We start from the raw sequence: 16,777 nt of genomic DNA on the forward strand, positions 1-16,777 counted from the left end.
GTATGAAACAAAGTGAGTTAGAACTTGTAGAGGAGATGAGAAGATGACAAATAGTGCTGAGAGGCAGGCCTCAAGATTGATGTGGTTGCGTAGAATCTGCGGTTATGGTGCCGTAATAGCAGTAACACCTTATCTGCTGATCAAAATCGTATGGACTTTCGGTCTCTTCCTTCCAACTGAGCAAATGGGTGACTCCAGCTGGCGCATTATAAACGCAGTAACCGCCGTTCTCGCTGCGATTGGTATCCTTCTGGCAATGGCGTTCTGCAGGCCGTGGGGGGAGCGGCTACCTGCGTGGTTGGTTGCTCTACCCATTTGGGTTGGTACCGGTTTGCTCGTTCCCATGCTGTTGATTGCACCGGTTCTGGGCCCTGCAGCTATGATCCGGGATCAAGAGGCAGGTGCCGCCGACTTCTGGGTATACGAGCAGATTTTTGTCATGATCTCACTTTTCGGGATCGGCATCTTCCTGCCGCTTGCATTAACGGGGTATGCAAAGGCACGTTGGCCAGAGGCGCTGAGTGGTATAACCGACTACAAGGAGTTGCCGGGCAATACTCGACAACTGCAGATCATCTTGGCTAGGATCGTCTTTGCCGGCTGCATTCTGCTCGGTATCATCAAGGTGTTTTGGGCCGTTGGCGGCTCTTTCGGCATCGATCCGGCAACCATGGGTGAACGCGATGTGTGGTGGCACCTGCTGTCATTGAGTACAGGCGTGTGGTCCTTTGCTGGTGCGTGGGGCATACTGGTGATAGCATCCCGCCGTGGGTCGAGGTGGTTTCTACCCCCTATGGCAGCGGCATGGATTTCATCGGGAGCGTTGTTCTCCAACAACCTCTATTCCGCCTTATCTTCAGTTCGACTCGATGCGCCACCCTCCCCAGAGTACCCATTGGCATGGTTGTTGACCACCCAGGCCGGCATCGTCTTAGGTGTAATAATGGGGATGATTATCCTGCTGGTGCTGCACGAACGCCGTCGAGCCCTTCGAGATGAGTCCAACTGAAATTGATTACACGCTTTAGAATAATGTTCGATCAAATTGCTAATAACTTTAATAAATGATTAGAGGTTAGCCTTCTTTTTATTTAAGCTTTTTTATTTTATATTTTTAAAAAAACTCTCTAATTTCATCCGGCGTTATTTCGATTTCCAGCGTGTGCAAGATTAACAGTTTCCACTCATGATCTAATTCGTCAGTTTTTAAGCGAAATGATTTTGCCCATCCTTTGTATAAAAAGTAGTAAAATTTTATCCTGAAAGTTAAAAAGGAGTTTTATATGCAAGGTTGCAACTAAGGGGTTACTACAAGAAGATATGAACCTATAAAACTGCACATTACATGGGCGGCATGATGTAATCTCTTCTCTATAAACCTTGATATACCAAGGTTTTAGAGGGGAGGAGGGGGGGTTCCCCTTTTGCCCAACATTTGCCTAACTTTTATAAAAGAACTTAAAATATATAAGTTTATATTATAATTTTTCTGAACAGACTGCTATAAACGGAGACTATAAAAAAAGATCAATCAGTCAGAGAAAATAAAAATATAATAGGAAAATTACTTAGTAATAAGCAATATCTCGATTCAGCACTGAACCCTGAGGTCTATTCATTAACGAGTAGAAGGAATGATCTCGATTAGAACTTGGTGGATAATTGAAGGTACGAACAATTAAACCTTAACCACGGAGTATTTCTAAAAAGATTTTTTAGATGTTACATTCACACGTTACAGCAACTTTTGGCCTACAAAAGGTAAAGCAAGGTCCTAGATGATGTTTCCGATGCCGGTTTGCCGGTTTTTTAAAATGAAAGTAAGAAGCTTCTCATAAGTTCAATGAAACTTGTGGGAAGCTTTTTTTCATTTTGTATCTACGATAATCCATTTTTACGTCATTTATTATTCTATATCCTATTATTCAGAAAATGGAATTTCATTGTTATAATAGGTTGTGTTATGTAATAATTTACTAGGAAACAGAGGAGATGGACTTATTGAAGGTGTTTTTAATTACATTACTTTGTTTAAGCATCATAGTGGTAACGGGTACAGGGGTCTATTTTTATCTAACCAATCAAAGAATCGAAGCGAGCAAGCAAGGTGGGGGAGAAGAAGCTGCTAACCAAATAAACAATGAGGAAAAGGCTTCTAAAACAGCAAACTCTTCTGAAAAAGGCGGTCGAAATATCGCCGAAGCAAAGAATTTGTCCAAAGAAGCGAAGGACTTTCTTGTTACATTCCAGTATGGAGATTATGATACGGACGTCGCTTATAAAGATGAAGCAAAGGTGAAAGAGATTATTCGTAAACAGCATAATTACTTAAACGACTTAGCCGGCTGGGGGCACTTGGATTCTGTTGATTTACATACGCTTGCAGAAAGCCCCGAATGGCAGCAATTAAAAGAGGATATTTCGTATTTGAAAAAGGATGGCTTTAGTGATTCAGAAGTTTTGAATGATCTTTCTAATGCTGAGGCTTTTTTCGTCATCGGGCAGGAGGGAGATTCAATGTCGATTCGTTATTTGCACCGGATTTTTCATGATTTAGACGCTGAAATAAATGGCACTGAAGTAGATAAGATTTGGGGAGTCACCCGCTCATTTGGCGATGAGAGAAAAAATGAAGTCTTGTTTAACTATATTAATGGATAGAAGATCTGTTATTGACGCAGTTGTTTCTATCGAAAGAAACGATGCGTCAATATACAGAAAGGATCGAGAGTTTAAAAAAATTTATCGTCTAATCCCAATCTTTCTCCCTACTTGGTTCGGTGTTTCTAAATGTTCATGCTCCTGTCGCAGTTCCTGAATATGCTGCGATACTGATTCCGGGAATGGAGCTGGTCTGCCTTCTGAGGTGTTCATCCCCATTAACATTTGCTCACTTGTAGCAAGCTGCTCTCCCGCTTCATTTTTCATGGTGAAAAATACGTGCAGCCGTTTAGCGTCATCATCCAGTAGTTGAACAGAAACATGCAGCGGCTCATTTTTGTGCGCTTCTTTTAAATAGCATAGGTGTGTTTCAAGTGTAAAAATCGTATAGCTTAGTGAGTGACGCGACTCTTCATCTAAACCGACAGCATCCATAAAAGAATCCACTGCGTAGCTGAATACAGCAGCATAAGCCGCATCGTTCATATGACCGTTATAATCGACCCACTCTTCTCGCACATAATCGGTATAATTAAAAGCTTGCTCAGGCATGTTTTTCACTCCAATCTACTGTTTCGATTCTGGCCAATATTCTTCTACAAGATCCAGTAATTTCACTAGGAATTCATTACGCTTGGCTTCGAGCTCAGCAACGGATTGATCGCCGGAGTAGCTTTCGCATCCCGCAATGACGCGCTCCTTCAATTCATCTGTGAGTTCGGGAGCTTCGAGCTTTGTCCAAGGCAGTTTCAGTGCTGGTCCGAATTGTTCTAACATATGGCGCATGCCTTGTTCACCACCAGCTAAGTGGAAGGTAAGGAAAGGACCCATTTGAGCCCAGCGCAGTCCCGCTCCGTAAATGATCGCATTATCTACTTCCTCTGTTGTGGCGATTCCATCATTAACAAGGTGAAGTGCTTCACGCCACAATGCTTCCATTAAACGATCTGCAACATGGCCATCTATTTCTTTATGAAGAACTAGAGGCTTCATATCAATGGATTCGAAAAACTTGTTAGCCATTTCAATGACTGCTCCATTGGTTTTTTTGCCCCCTATCACTTCGACAAGCGGAAGTAAATAAACAGGGTTAAACGGATGCGCAACAAAGAATCGCTCAGGATGCTTCATGCCGGCCTGTAAAATGCTTGGCATAATTCCAGAAGTACTTGATCCTATCATGTCTTCTGGTTTGGCATGCTGATCAATCGTGTTCAACACATTCTTTTTCAATTCTTCACGTTCCGGAACATTCTCTTGAATATAGTCAGCATCTGCCACTGCTTCTGCTAAGTCGTCTTTAAACGTTAAACGATCTTTAGAAGCGTCTGGAGCAAGACCTCGTTTTTCGAGTGACGTCCAAGCGTGATCAATCGCTTTCCGTGTGCGTTCTTCAGCACCTTCTGCCGGGTCAAATGCGGTAACATCATAGCCTTGTGCTAAAAAGCGTGCAATCCAGCCATTTCCAATAACTCCGGTTCCGATAACGGAAACTTTCTTGATTGCTTCCTTCATTTTTATTGGCCTCCTTTATGAGGATTTCGTAGATTGAATTGTTCGCGAGCTTCTTGTGGTGTCAAGACGTCCAATCCATTGCCGTGCAGCATCTGAACAGCTTTATCAACAAGCTGGTCGTTACGTGCCGGCACACCTTTTTTCAAATATATATTATCTTCCAGACCAACGCGGATATTGCCGCCGAGCATAGCAGATTGCGTGGCAATCGGCATTTGCATACGTCCGATTCCAAACGCAGACCAATGAGCATTTTCAGGGATACGATTCTTCATATATAAAATCGTTTCAGCGTCTGCTTCCGCTCCCCAAGGAATTCCCATGCAAAACTGGAACATTGGATCGCCGTCTATAAGCCCTTCTTGAATCAGTTGATTGGCAAAACGGATATGGCCCGTATCAAAACACTCCAGCTCAGGTTTAACTCCGCATTCTTGTATTAATTTCGCCTGTTCTCTAAGCCAGTCAGTCGGACTCAAATAAATCATATTACCGAAGTTTGTACTTCCGCAGTCCAATGTACACATTTCCGGAAGCAGTTCTCCTACAGGCTGGTGACGTTCAGCAGGTGTCTGCATATCCGTTCCATTGCTGCCTGCTGCAGGTGTGTCAAGATTTGGGATGAAATCAGAAACTATACCATCCGGACGGTTTTGTTTCAAGTCTCTAGTAGTCTGGATTAGGAATTAACAGCCTTATTACTCTTAATATGTTCACCTTTATAAAATTGCATAATAAAAGCTCCTCCCTAAAAAGGGTGGAGCTTGCGGATTATTATATAATTATGTTCATTCTTCTGCCCATGATTTTAACGTGTTATAGATCTCTTCCTTTTTCTCTTCGTCGAGTTGGTAAAGATCAAACAGCTCGGATAACCAGATTCCATCAATCGCCAGACGGATGATCGTTGCTTTCACGGGATCCAATCCATCATTCTCAATCTCCTTCTGCCAGCTTTTATAAGCCTCTCGGATCGGTTCTAGCAAGTCTGAATTCACAGCTTTAGCAGCAAGCAGCCCGGCATTCATGTCTTTGTTCTCATAACTTTGATTAAATGTGACATCTAGAAAAGACCGTGTCCATTTTCCTTTTTCAATTGGGTCAGCGCATGCATTCTTATTAATTTTTTCTTGGTAGTTACTTGCCAAATGCTCGACCATGCCTTTTACAAGCGCTTCCTTCGACGGATAGTGATAAAGCAAACCACCCTTACTAATTCCCGCTTCCTCCGCTACTGCTTCTAGCGTTAAATTAAAGATTCCACGATCGCTTACAATTTTAGAAGCCGCCGTTAGGATATCTATCTTCCTAGAATTTCTGCCCATTCTTATCCCCTTTTATATAAAAATTTAATTTGATTATTTTGTCTTGTGAATGTTATTTGCTCTTTACTTTACTATTCAGACGGTTTCGATGCAACACTCATGGCAAAGTGGACTAAAGATTGTCCTATTTATCTATATATATAATTGTAATTTTCATTTTTAATATTAAATATCTTTCGTTTACAATGACTTTCGCTAAAATACACGCCAAAAGTCACTTATATTTCTTCCCTTTTTTATAAAATTATGAAGCTTTTGTAATTCGACAATTTACACGGAGTATACAATTTTTTACACTGCCTTAACCATTACAACTTGTTGACAAGTTAAAATGAACTAGTAATTCGTCAGGAGGGGAGAAATATTGCGATCATGAAGGGTAATGATGACTCCGCACAGCACTTGAAAATTGCCGAGTTTTTAATTGAAAACATTCGCAATGGAGAGTATAAGGAAAATGAGAAAATCCCGTCTGAACATAAGCTTTGCCACCTTTTTCAAGTGAATAGGCATGTGGTTAGGCAGGCGATAGCCAGAATTACCAATCAAGGCTGGGTCACTCCAGTGCAAGGGAAAGGCTGCTATATTAATCGAATTCCCAAGCCCATTCAATACGTCTTATCCTCTCAAACACGTTTTTCGGAAATTATGGACAGTCAAGGAGTGCAGCATGAAAGTCGGCTTTTGCATTGGGAAAAGGGTCTTTCTTCATTAGCTGAGCGGTCAAATCTGCAAATTCATGAAGATGAAACAATTTATCGTTTAGAGATTTTAAGATATGTAGATGACAAACCGATTTCGATTACGACAACTGTCATTCCTGAGATAGAAGTCCCTAATCTCGAACATCATTTTGATGGTTTTTCTTCCTTATATGGTTTGCTGGAGAAGCAATATCACTTCCGCCCGATCCGAAGCAGATCAGTGTTTCAAGGATGCCTTCCTGTATGGAAGGATGCTGAAATCCTGGAAATGCCTGAAAACATCCCGATCATTCAAATGGAAAACTTAATGAATCACCCAAGCGGATCCCCGGTTGAATATAGTGTTTCAAGGATGCGAAGCGATATGCATAAATGTTTAATCGTATATTAAATCGGGAGCTATCCAAACAGAGAGCAGTTAAAAATATTACATATTTAGGGGAGAGTCAAAAATGAAAAAAATGATTCAGCTTTTAATGTTGTTGACTTTGGTTTTTGCATTATCTGCTTGTGGTACAAGCGGTGCAAATGGATCTGGGGACGATACGCTAACCATTGCTTGGTACCCGAACGAATCCGGTGCTGATATGGCAGATGCCCGTGAAGAAATCGGCAAGGTTTTCGAAGAGACTACTGGTAAAAAAGTAGAACATAAAACAACAACAGACTATATTATTGCCATCGAGGCTCTTGCTAATGGTTCTGCTGACGTAGCATTTATGGGAGCGCAAGGTTATATTGAAGCAAATACGAAAAATAACAAGGTTCAATCGATTGTCGTTCCAAGCGGTCCTTCCGGTACTCTGGACGATGCTAAGTATAATAGCTGGCTTGCAGTTAACAATGGGGAACAGGATAAGTACAAAGACGGCAGCGAATTCAAGATCGATAACATTGCAGATAAGAAATTTTCATTCGTTTCCAACAGCTCAACATCAGGGTTCAAAGTACCTTCTACCAATATTGTTTCTTACTTCAGCAAAATGGATAAATACAAGGATTTAAAGGCAGAAGACCTGCTTGAAGGCGGAAAATTCTTTAGTGAAGTGCTATTTGGCGGCTCTCACCAAGGATCTGCAGTAAACCTATTATCAGGAAAAGCGGATGCTGCTGCGTTCTGTGATACTTGTGTCGCGAACTATGTAGAATTGGCAGATGGTGAAGAGAATACTGCTGGAGCGGTTTACAAAGTAAAAGATGATGCAGCTGAACCATTTAACACAGTTAAAGGTAAAGAATTTTCCATTATCTCTACAACTCCTGTGTTAAATGCACCTTTTGCAGTGAATACCGAAACGGTCAATGAAGAAGATGTTAAGAAGATTAAAGAAGCTTTAGTTTCAGATGAAGTTATGAATAATGATAAGATTTTTGTTCCGAAAGATTCTGGAAAACCGGGATTATTCTTTAAAACAGACAAAGAACGTTTTGTAGAAGTGGAAGATTCTTGGTTCGATCCGATCCGTGAGCTTTCTAAGTAGTAAATAATCATGCAAACAAGGAGAGGTTGGCATTGACAACGTTACTTCAATTAAAGAAAATTGAAAAGCAGTATGGAAAAGAAACGAAGGCGTTATCAAATGTTAGCTTCTCCGTAAAAGAAGGGGAGTTTGTTTCCATCATTGGTCCTTCGGGAGCAGGGAAATCAACTCTCCTTCGCTGCATCAATAGAATGATCGATGCATCCGGCGGAGAAGTACATTTTGATGATGTCGAAATGATGTCGTTAGGAAAGCGAAATTTACGAAAGGTCAGAACGAAAATCGGTATGATCTTTCAACATTATAATCTCGTAAATCGTTTGAGCGTCATTGAAAATGTATTACACGGAAGACTCGGATACAAATCGATGATGGCAGGAATGTTAGGACTGTATTCCAAGGAAGAAAAAATGGAGGCAGTCAAAATTTTAAATATTTTAGGCCTGGAGGATCAGATTTACAAACGGTGTGATCAACTGAGCGGAGGACAGAAGCAGCGAGTTGGGATCGCCCGAGCTTTAATTCAAAATCCGAAATTATTACTTTGTGATGAGCCGATAGCTTCTCTAGACCCGAATGCGTCTAGAGTGATTATGGATCATTTGAAAAATATTTCAACTTCCATGGGAATTACTGTGCTCGTCAATCTTCACCAAGTGGATGTCGCCTTAAACTATGCGGATCGAGTTATCGGAGTCAGCAAAGGCCAGGTCGTTTACAATGGATCACCGGAAGATATGACGAAGGAAAAGATTCATGAGATTTATGGATCTGAGTCCGGAAAATTGATTATGGATGCAGGTGGACAGCATGCAATCTGATTTCTTTCTAAAAAAAAGACTGCGTTCGATCATTGTTCTGGCAATTATCGTAATGATTACTTACGGAGCTATGATCATTACACAATATAATATTGTAGAAGGGTTCACCTCTATTCCGGAAGCGATTTTTTGGGGGTTCAGCAATTTTTATCCTGATCAAGATTCGCTAAGAAATCTGCCTTCTATTTTGGATAAATTATTAGAGACTATTTTTATGTCAATTGCCTCTTCTTCGATAGCGGCAATTTTTGCACTGTTTTTTGCAATTTTCGGATCAAAAACGACTAGTTTAAATGGTGTCCTGTCAGTGATTAGCAGAGGAATTGCTACACTTTTTAGAAATATTGATGTAGCAGCATGGTCGATGATCCTGCTTTTCTCTTTTGGCCAAAGTTCTTTAACAGGTTTTTTTGCACTGTTTTTCGTTTCATTTGGATTTTTAACGAGAGCATTTACGGAAACGATTGATGAAGTCGGAAGCGGAGCTGTTGAAGCTTTGGAGGCAACAGGGGCACAATATTTTCCGGTAATTATCCATTCAGTTATTCCTGCCAGTATTCCGCAAATCATCAGCTGGATTCTTTTCATGATCGAAACGAACATAAGAAGTGCAACGCTAGTCGGGATTTTAACAGGGACTGGAATCGGATTTTCCTTTGATCTTTATTATAAAAGCCTAAATTATAATTCGGCTAGTTTGGTGGTCATTACAATCATTCTGTCCATCCTGCTTATTGAACTGGTATCAAACTACGTGAGAAGGGTGATATTGTAATGAAGACTCAAGGATCTATGAAGTCCGTAACTGATTCTGCCAACCCTGAGATGAGTTCTGACTTTACAATAAAGAAGCCATTTGACAAATCTACCTTTGCCCTTCGGGTTACCTTGGTTATGCTGGCGATACTAACGGTTTACGCTTTTTTTAGTTTTGATTATAAGGATATTCAAATAATTGGTGCGATCGCTGCAACCATTGAAAACTTCAAGATTATGTTTGTGGAAGCGCACTTTGCCCATTTTACATTCTCTGAAGCGATTTACCAGGTATTAATTACGATTGGACTAGCTTTCCTGACGACCCTGTTCGGAGCTGTTATTGCTTTATTTTTAGGCTTGTTTGCAGCTCAAAATTTGTCTTCGAAAGCCGCTTCGAAAGCCATTAAAGGAATCATTGCCTTTATTCGCGCTGTTCCGACCGTATTGTGGGTGCTTATTTTTGCCATTTCGGCTGGTCTGGGCAGTGTAGCTGCCGTCATCGGCATGACGTTTCATTCAATCGGCTACTTGACGAAAGCATTCTCTGAATCCTTTGAAGAACTCGATGAAGGTGTCATCGAAGCATTGCGCGGGAGCGGAGCAGGCTGGTGGCAGATTGTTTTCCAAGCTGTTATTCCCTCAAGCTTAACGTATCTGGTGTCCTGGACGTTCGTGAGATTTGAGATCAATTTTGGTGTTTCTGTGGCTATGGGTGCAGCCGCGGGTGCCGGTGGAATTGGTTATGATATGTTTATGGCGAGCGGCTTTTATTTTGATCTGCGTGAAGTTGGTATGATCACGTACTTTATTCTTGCCTTTGCCATTCTATTGGAAGTACTAGCGACTCAATTAAAGAAAAGATTAAATGTAAATTAATATCTATTTTGCCCAAAGAAAGTGCCAGACTTGGTTACTTTCTTTTTTTTTGAACATATTTACATACATTTCATATTCTTTTACATTCGCTTAACCATAGAAACTTGGTGACAAGTTAGATTGAAAGTAATCAAGAGTGAAAGCTCCTAAGAAAACATTTCGTGAAAGGAGAAGCTATGAGAAAAGCTAGATTAACGAAAATTTTGATAGAAGGCAATCGTGAGTTATTGGAACAATTCGCGACCCAGGTAGAGGCATTTGCAGACTTAAACTTGGAGCGTTCTCCGCGAACGGGACTCGTGATGATGAAAACAAGAGATTCCGTCTCAAGGCAGCCGTTTTACACGGGTGAGGTGCTCGTGACCGAATGTGTTGTCCAAGTAAACGGACATTACGGAATGGGTGTATTAATGGGGGAAGAACCGCAAAAAGCATATCAAATCGCCCTGGTAGATGGCGCATTTAATGCCAAGCTTCCGATCACAGAAGCCTGGCTGCCGGCACTCGAAAAAGAAGAGCAATATATCAAGCAGAAGCAGCAGAAAGAAATAACTAGATTATCCGGTTCCAGAGTGAATTTTGATACGATGGAGGATTACAATGCAAAAAGCTAAAGATTCAAGTTTTGACATGGTTCACGATACACAAGCGATTTACCGTAAGCTGCTCGACGGAATGGCAAGACCAGGAAAAATCAATTCCATTGCGCCAATCATCTCAAGCGTTGAACAAATAGCGGATTTTCCAACTGCTTTATTGGGGTTAGCTTATACGTTAGTTGACCGGGAAGCAAGCTTCGCTGTTCTATCCGTCCCAAAGGAAGAAATTGAAAAGCATATACATTGGAAAACATTGAGCCCCATTGTTGCTGCTGATGCAGCAGATTATGTTTTCATAAATCAAGCCTTGGAAAAGGAAGAAATCCAGCAAGTAACGGGCAGCCTTCGGACTGGTACTTTGGAAAATCCTCATGAAAGTGCAACACTGCTTCTCGCTGTGGAATCATTTTCAGAGGAAGCTGTGAAGGGACAAAAGCTGATATTAAGAGGACCGGGAATTCAACATTCTTGTGAGATTCATATTACTGGATTTTCAATCGATTGGCTTGAGGAAAGAAAAAGGATCAACGGTGAGTTTCCAATCGGAATAGACATGATTCTTGTTTCAAGAGCCGGTGAAGTACTAGCAATCCCCAGAACTACGGTAATCGAATGGGAGGAATGCTAAATGGGATACGTTGCGGTGACGGGCGGACAAAAAGCGATTGAGCATGCAAGCAAGCTAATCGATTGTTACCGGCTGCAGGATGCAAAGGAAGTATTGTCAAGCGAGCAGATTGAGAAGCAAATGAGACTGTTAGTGGATCGTGTCATGGGGGAAGGCGGACTATATGCACCGGAATACGCTGCTCTTGCTTTAAAGCAATCAGAGGGCGATCCCGCTGAAGCGGCATTTTTACTAAGAGCCTACCGATCAACTTTACCGAGAAACTACTATTCTTCAACGGTTGAGCCAGAGAATATGCGCGTGATTAGAAGAATATCATCAGCGTTTAAAAATATCCCGGGAGGACAGCTGCTCGGACCAACCTATGACTATAAGCACCGGTTATTAAACTTTGACTTAAGAAACGAAGATGACATGGCGCTCCGGGATTTTCTTGATTCTATAGAGCTGGAACATGAGGAACAAGAATCTGTAGCGATGACTATGAAAAAAGTAGCTGATCTATTAAGGGAACAGGGGCTTCTCGCTAATCGAGAGGCAGAGGAGACCGAGCCATTTGATATTACACGAGAAAAAATGACCTTTCCGGCTTCGCGTTCTGCCCGGCTTCAAACACTTGCCCGCGGAGAGACAGGGGCTATGACTGCACTTGCTTATAGCAGTATGAGAGGGTATGGTCCAGTCCACCCTACGATTGGAGAGCTGAGAGTAGGGTATTCAGAGGTTCACATCCCTTATCCGTTTGGGGATGACGAGGAATTGTATATCGGTGAAGTAATGCTGACAGAAGTAGAAACAATCAACTCGTTTACGCAAAATGATCAAGGCGATGTAGAATTCATGCTTGGTTATGGCCTGGCATTTGGACAAAACGAAGTAAAAGCGATCTCGATGGCGATTTTAGAGCGAAGCCTGGAAACAGCAGGAAACAGCCCTACTCAGGATGAAGAGTTTGTTCTGTTACATATCGACAGTGTTGAATCAAACGGGTTTGTATCACATTTAAAGCTGCCGCATTATATTACGTTCCAATCAATGCTCGATCGGATCAGGCAGGCACAAAAGCCGGCAACAGACGATAATGCGAAAGTAGCTGAAAAGAACAGTCTTATATAGTCAGGGAAAGGAGAAAGCGAAGATGGAGTATCAAATCGAACAAACGTACAATTATGCTTTTTTAGATGAAGGATCAAAAAGAGAAATTCGCCGGGCTACGCTAAAGGCTGTTGCTATTCCCGGCTACCAGGTTCCTTTTGCTTCAAGAGAGCTGCCGATTGGCAGAGGCTGGGGCACAGGCGGGCTCCAGCTCACGTTATCACTGATTGGCGATAATGATCGATTGAAGGTCATCGATCAAGGACACGATGATAGTGTCAATGCGGTGAGCATCAAACAATTAGTGGAAAATTGTTCAGAAGTGATTCCAACAGACGATTCTGAAGAGGCGACAATTATTCAAACGAGACACCGTATTCCAGAGGTTCCGCTCCGTGAGGATCAAATCCTTGTCTTTCAGGTTCCGATGCCAGAACCTCTGCGACGTGTGGAAGCAAAGGAACAAGAGACGAAGCGGCTTCATGCCGAAATGGATTATAGCAGTATGTGGCTCAGGCTTTATGAGGATATTGTCCGCTGGGGAGAAATTACGATTGGAGCCGACTATCCGGGTCTCGTAAACGGACGCTATATTTTTAATCCCAGCCCGATTCCCCGCTACGATCTATTAAAGCTTCACCAAGCTGACGGGCTTTATCTTTTTGGGGCTGGGCGTGAAAAGAAGATATATGCCGTACCGCCCTATACGAATGTTGAACCGCTTGAGTTTGAGGATTATCGTTTTAAAGTCGAGCAGTTTGATGGGTTATCATGCCAGCTTTGCGGCAGTGATAATACGTTCCTCGATGAGATTTACAACAGCGAAACAGGAGAAAAAGTATATCAATGCTCGGATACAGCTCATTGTGCAAAAGTACAAAACAAAAGGAGCGTTGAAGCATGATGACGGAAACACCGCTATTAAAGGTACGAAATGTCAATAAGAGATACGGAGAAGGATGCCCGAAATGCGCGGCTCCGGATATGCTGGGAGAAGAAAATCGCTGCGCATATTGCGGAAGCGTTTGGGCTTGCCGGAACGTAATCTTTGACTTATACGAAGGTGAAATTCTTGGAATCGTCGGTGAGAGCGGCTCTGGAAAAAGTACACTTGTTAAAAGTCTTTATTTTGATGACAGTATTACTTCGGGAACAGCGAGCATTTCATCCTATAAAGAAGGCACCGCCGACATCTTTTCTGTATCGCCCCAACAAAAAAGGTACATTCGAAATTATTTAATGGGAATGGTTTATCAGAATCCGTGGCTCGGCTTGAAGATGTCATTTTCCAGTGGCGGAAACATTGCAGAGAAGCTCATTGCGTCCGGAACCTATCATGTGGGAACGATTCGCGAGCGCGCCTCTGCTTTGCTGGAGCACGTCGAAATTCCTGTTGCAAGGATGGATGAGCTGCCAAAAAATTTCAGCGGCGGTATGCAGCAACGTGTTCAGATCTCTAAAGCCCTTGCCAATAATCCACCAATTCTGCTTTTAGATGAGGTAACGACAGGGCTCGACCTATCCGTCCAGGCAAAGGTATTGGATTTGATACGCAGCATTCAGCGTGAGCTTCGTGTTGCGATGATCGTTGTGTCTCATGATTTAGGGGTCATTCGGATGCTGGCAGATCGTACGATGGTGATGAAGAGCGGAAAAGTAGTTGAACAGGGCCTAACAGACCAAATTTTAGAGGATCCGCAGCATGAATATACACAGTTGCTTGTTCATTCGCTTTTATAACAGAGATGAGGTGAAAAAATGAAAATCTATCAAGCTAATATCGTTACTCCCGACAAAGTCATCGAGAACGGAACGATTGAAATTGAAAATGATAAAATAGTCTCCATGACAGAAGGATTACCCGACACCACCAGAAATGAAGACATCAATGCCGAAAAGAAGTGGGTGCTTCCCGGACTGGTTGATTCCCATAGTGATGCAATCGAACTGGAATTAGAACCAAGGCCAAACAGCATCTTTCCAGTCGAAGTCTCCTTTTACGAATTGGAAAAGAAGCTCGTAGGAGAAGGGATTACGACCATCTATCATTCCATGTCTCTAATGGAAGAAAACGCAAAGAAATGGACCCGGAAAAATGACATCGTCTTACAGATGATAGCAGCAATTAAACAGCTGTCATACGGAACGCATTTAATCCGCCATAAAACCCATCTTCGCTATGAAATAACGAATACGGTCGCTGTAAAGAGTGTAGAAAAGCTGATGAAGGACGGGAATATCGATCAGCTGTCGTTTATGGATCACACTCCCGGGCAAGGACAATTCAGGGATATCGAATTGCATAAACGCTTTCTCATCGAACACCGCCATCTTACGGATGAAGAAGCTAACAGGACGATTGAAGAAAGTAAGCTTTTCGCTAAGCTTGATCCGAAAATTTTACAAGAGTTAGCCGGGCTTGCTGACCGCCTCAACATTCCGCTGGCTTCCCACGATGATGACACGATCGAAAAGCTTGAAGTTGTTAAAAGCTGGAATGCATCCATCAGCGAATTTCCGATCGAGCTGGAAGTAGCAAAAAAAGCAAAAGAAGCAGGGCTCTATGTCGTAATGGGCGCTCCAAACGTTTTGTTAGGGAAATCGCATAGCAATAACGTTTCCGCGCTTAAAGCCATCCAGCATGGTGCAGTCGATATTCTCTGCTCCGATTATTATCCTTCATCTCTCTTGCATGCAGCGTTCAAGTTGTATCATGCAGACATGCCAATTTTTGAAGCGGTGAATATGGTTTCCATCCACCCAGCTAAAGCCTTGAAAATAGATCATGAAGTAGGCTCGATTGAGGTAGGGAAAAAGGCTGATTTACTGATTGTCAGTGAAGAAAAAAAGCGGCCGGTGCTGCAAACCGTCATCGTCGGCGGAAAGGTTGTCTGCCAAATGAATTATCAAACGCCGGTAACAGCGGGAATCTTGCCATAAGGAGAATGAGAAGATGGAAGCCAAACGTTTAACAGAAGAGCCGACCATTCACGAAACGGCAGACGTCAAAAAAAGCATAATCGGAAGCTGGACGGACATCGGCCCAAACTCCAAAATCGAAGAATCAATCATTGGCGACTACACGTATACGTCAGGGGACGTACAAATCATTTACTCGGAGATCGGGAAGTTTTGTTCGATTGCCACAAATGTGCGCATACATCCTGTCAACCATCCAACCTGGAGAGTGACACAGCATCATCTAACGTATCGCCGTGTCCAGTATGGCTTCGATTCTCAGGATGATGAAGAATTTTTCCAATGGAGAAAAGATCATAAAGTAACCGTCGGGCATGATGTCTGGATTGGCCACGGGGCGATTATTATGCCGGGAGTAACGATAGGAACAGGAGCGGTCATCGGGGCCGGGGCCATTGTCACAAAGGATATACCCCCTTATATGATAGCCGTCGGTGTTCCGGCATCACCTCTGAAAGAAAGATTCCCCAAGGAAATCACTGATGAACTTTTGAAAATCGAATGGTGGAATTGGGATAGGCAGCAATTGGAGGAGTGTTTTGAAGACCTTAAGGACGTCGAACGATTTATCAAAAAGTATGGACAAGGATCTTCGATAGACTAGAGGAGGACAATCATGAGCGAATTATTGAAAATAGATGACCTGAAAAAAACCTTTACGATGCATCAATCCGATAATAAACACATTGTCGGCTGCAATCGCATCAGCTTCATTTTAAATGAAGGAGAGTTCATTGGCATCACCGGAAGGAGTGGTGCGGGAAAATCGACAGTGTTAAAAAGCATTTATCGTACGTATATACCAACTGGAGGCTCAATTGTCTATCGATCAGAGCAGTTTGGATCGATTGATCTTGTTCAGGCCACAGAAAGAGAAATTATTGCCATCCGAAAAAAAGAGATCGGCTACGTCTCACAATTTCTTAACGTCATGCCCCGTGTAACAGCGTTAGAATTGGTGACAGCGACGTTAATTGAAATAGGAGAACGAAGCAACGATGCGGTGGAACAAGCAAAACACATTTTGGCACACTTTAAGCTTCCGTCATCTTTGTGGGATTCTTATCCCCGGACCTTTAGCGGCGGAGAAAAACTTCGTTTAAACTTAGCCCAAGCCATGGTCAAAAGGCCGAAATTATTACTGCTGGATGAACCAACTGCCTCTCTCGATGAAGCCTCAAAGATCGCGGTAAAAGATATGATCATCCAATTAAAAGAAGAGGGAACAAGCATGATCGGTATTTTCCATGACCTCGATTTCATGGAAACTGTAGTAGATTGCCAATACAATTTATCCAACGGCTCATTATCAGGTGGGCACAGCAATTAAAAAG

General features: G+C 42.4%; 18 protein-coding genes and 1 pseudogene. 15 read left to right on the top strand and 4 right to left on the bottom strand.

Annotation, left to right across the window (positions count from 1 at the left end; all coding sequences use genetic code 11):
- Positions 1-43: 43 nt before the first annotated feature.
- Positions 44-1,009 (top strand): hypothetical protein, encoded by a 966-nt coding sequence (locus AM592_RS21775; protein ID WP_053605707.1) that lies wholly within the window; start codon positions 44-46, stop codon positions 1,007-1,009.
- 992 nt (positions 1,010-2,001) lie between these two features.
- Positions 2,002-2,661, top strand: coding sequence for a hypothetical protein (locus tag AM592_RS21780; RefSeq protein WP_053605708.1), 660 nt, complete (start codon positions 2,002-2,004; stop codon positions 2,659-2,661).
- An 81-nt stretch (positions 2,662-2,742) separates the two neighbouring features.
- Here AM592_RS21780 and AM592_RS21785 read toward each other — a convergent pair whose 3' ends face one another.
- The 4 genes and pseudogenes from AM592_RS21785 to AM592_RS21800 form a co-directional block, all read right to left on the bottom strand.
- A complete protein-coding gene (locus AM592_RS21785; protein ID WP_053605709.1) occupies positions 2,743-3,213 on the bottom strand; it encodes a thioesterase family protein in 471 nt (156 codons plus the stop codon).
- Positions 3,214-3,228: 15 nt separating this feature from the next.
- Positions 3,229-4,176 carry an L-carnitine dehydrogenase gene (locus AM592_RS21790; protein WP_053605710.1) on the bottom strand — a complete coding sequence of 316 codons (948 nt, stop codon included), beginning with the start codon at positions 4,174-4,176 and terminating at the stop codon, positions 3,229-3,231.
- Between the two features lie 2 nt (positions 4,177-4,178).
- Positions 4,179-4,811: pseudogene (locus tag AM592_RS21795) on the bottom strand (3-keto-5-aminohexanoate cleavage protein); the annotation flags it as partial.
- 153 nt (positions 4,812-4,964) lie between these two features.
- On the bottom strand, positions 4,965-5,501 hold the full coding sequence (locus AM592_RS21800) for a TetR/AcrR family transcriptional regulator (protein ID WP_053605711.1): 537 nt from the start codon (positions 5,499-5,501) through the stop codon (positions 4,965-4,967).
- Between the two features lie 372 nt (positions 5,502-5,873).
- On the opposite strand from AM592_RS21800, the gene AM592_RS21805 reads away from it, so the two are divergent.
- From AM592_RS21805 to phnL, 13 genes are all read left to right on the top strand, one after another.
- Positions 5,874-6,596: a GntR family transcriptional regulator gene (locus AM592_RS21805; protein ID WP_053605712.1), complete on the top strand. Its 723-nt coding sequence runs from the start codon at positions 5,874-5,876 to the stop codon at positions 6,594-6,596.
- Between the two features lie 61 nt (positions 6,597-6,657).
- Positions 6,658-7,686, top strand: coding sequence for a phosphate/phosphite/phosphonate ABC transporter substrate-binding protein (phnD, locus tag AM592_RS21810; RefSeq protein ID WP_053605713.1), 1,029 nt, complete (start codon positions 6,658-6,660; stop codon positions 7,684-7,686).
- Between the two features lie 32 nt (positions 7,687-7,718).
- Positions 7,719-8,507, top strand: coding sequence for a phosphonate ABC transporter ATP-binding protein (gene phnC, locus AM592_RS21815; protein ID WP_053605714.1), 789 nt, complete (start codon positions 7,719-7,721; stop codon positions 8,505-8,507).
- Positions 8,497-9,282: an ABC transporter permease subunit gene (locus tag AM592_RS21820; RefSeq protein ID WP_053605715.1), complete on the top strand. Its 786-nt coding sequence runs from the start codon at positions 8,497-8,499 to the stop codon at positions 9,280-9,282. Before phnC ends, AM592_RS21820 begins: the two co-directional genes overlap by 11 nt.
- Before the next feature lie 50 nt (positions 9,283-9,332).
- Positions 9,333-10,142 carry a PhnE/PtxC family ABC transporter permease gene (locus AM592_RS21825; protein WP_225970419.1) on the top strand — a complete coding sequence of 270 codons (810 nt, stop codon included), beginning with the start codon at positions 9,333-9,335 and terminating at the stop codon, positions 10,140-10,142.
- A gap of 176 nt (positions 10,143-10,318) precedes the next feature.
- On the top strand, positions 10,319-10,756 hold the full coding sequence (gene phnG / locus AM592_RS21830) for a phosphonate C-P lyase system protein PhnG (protein WP_053605717.1): 438 nt from the start codon (positions 10,319-10,321) through the stop codon (positions 10,754-10,756).
- Positions 10,743-11,369 (top strand): phosphonate C-P lyase system protein PhnH, encoded by a 627-nt coding sequence (phnH, locus tag AM592_RS21835; protein ID WP_053605718.1) that lies wholly within the window; start codon positions 10,743-10,745, stop codon positions 11,367-11,369. Before phnG ends, phnH begins: the two co-directional genes overlap by 14 nt.
- Positions 11,370-12,485, top strand: coding sequence for a carbon-phosphorus lyase complex subunit PhnI (locus AM592_RS21840; RefSeq protein ID WP_053605719.1), 1,116 nt, complete (start codon positions 11,370-11,372; stop codon positions 12,483-12,485). It begins immediately after the preceding gene.
- Between the two features lie 34 nt (positions 12,486-12,519).
- Positions 12,520-13,368 (top strand): alpha-D-ribose 1-methylphosphonate 5-phosphate C-P-lyase PhnJ, encoded by an 849-nt coding sequence (locus AM592_RS21845; RefSeq protein WP_376773414.1) that lies wholly within the window; start codon positions 12,520-12,522, stop codon positions 13,366-13,368.
- Complete coding sequence (locus tag AM592_RS21850; RefSeq protein ID WP_053606218.1) at positions 13,368-14,204, top strand: ATP-binding cassette domain-containing protein; 837 nt, start codon at positions 13,368-13,370, stop codon at positions 14,202-14,204. The genes AM592_RS21845 and AM592_RS21850 overlap by 1 nt, the downstream gene beginning before the upstream one ends.
- A gap of 18 nt (positions 14,205-14,222) precedes the next feature.
- Positions 14,223-15,404 carry an alpha-D-ribose 1-methylphosphonate 5-triphosphate diphosphatase gene (locus AM592_RS21855; protein ID WP_053605721.1) on the top strand — a complete coding sequence of 394 codons (1,182 nt, stop codon included), beginning with the start codon at positions 14,223-14,225 and terminating at the stop codon, positions 15,402-15,404.
- Positions 15,405-15,417: 13 nt separating this feature from the next.
- Complete coding sequence (locus AM592_RS21860) at positions 15,418-16,047, top strand: DapH/DapD/GlmU-related protein (RefSeq protein WP_053605722.1); 630 nt, start codon at positions 15,418-15,420, stop codon at positions 16,045-16,047.
- A gap of 12 nt (positions 16,048-16,059) precedes the next feature.
- Entirely contained in the window at positions 16,060-16,773 is a 714-nt protein-coding gene (gene phnL, locus AM592_RS21865) for a phosphonate C-P lyase system protein PhnL (RefSeq protein ID WP_053605723.1), read from the top strand.
- Positions 16,774-16,777 lie beyond the last annotated feature (4 nt).

This window comes from Bacillus gobiensis (assembly GCF_001278705.1).
GTDB lineage: Bacteria > Bacillota > Bacilli > Bacillales > Bacillaceae > Bacillus > Bacillus gobiensis.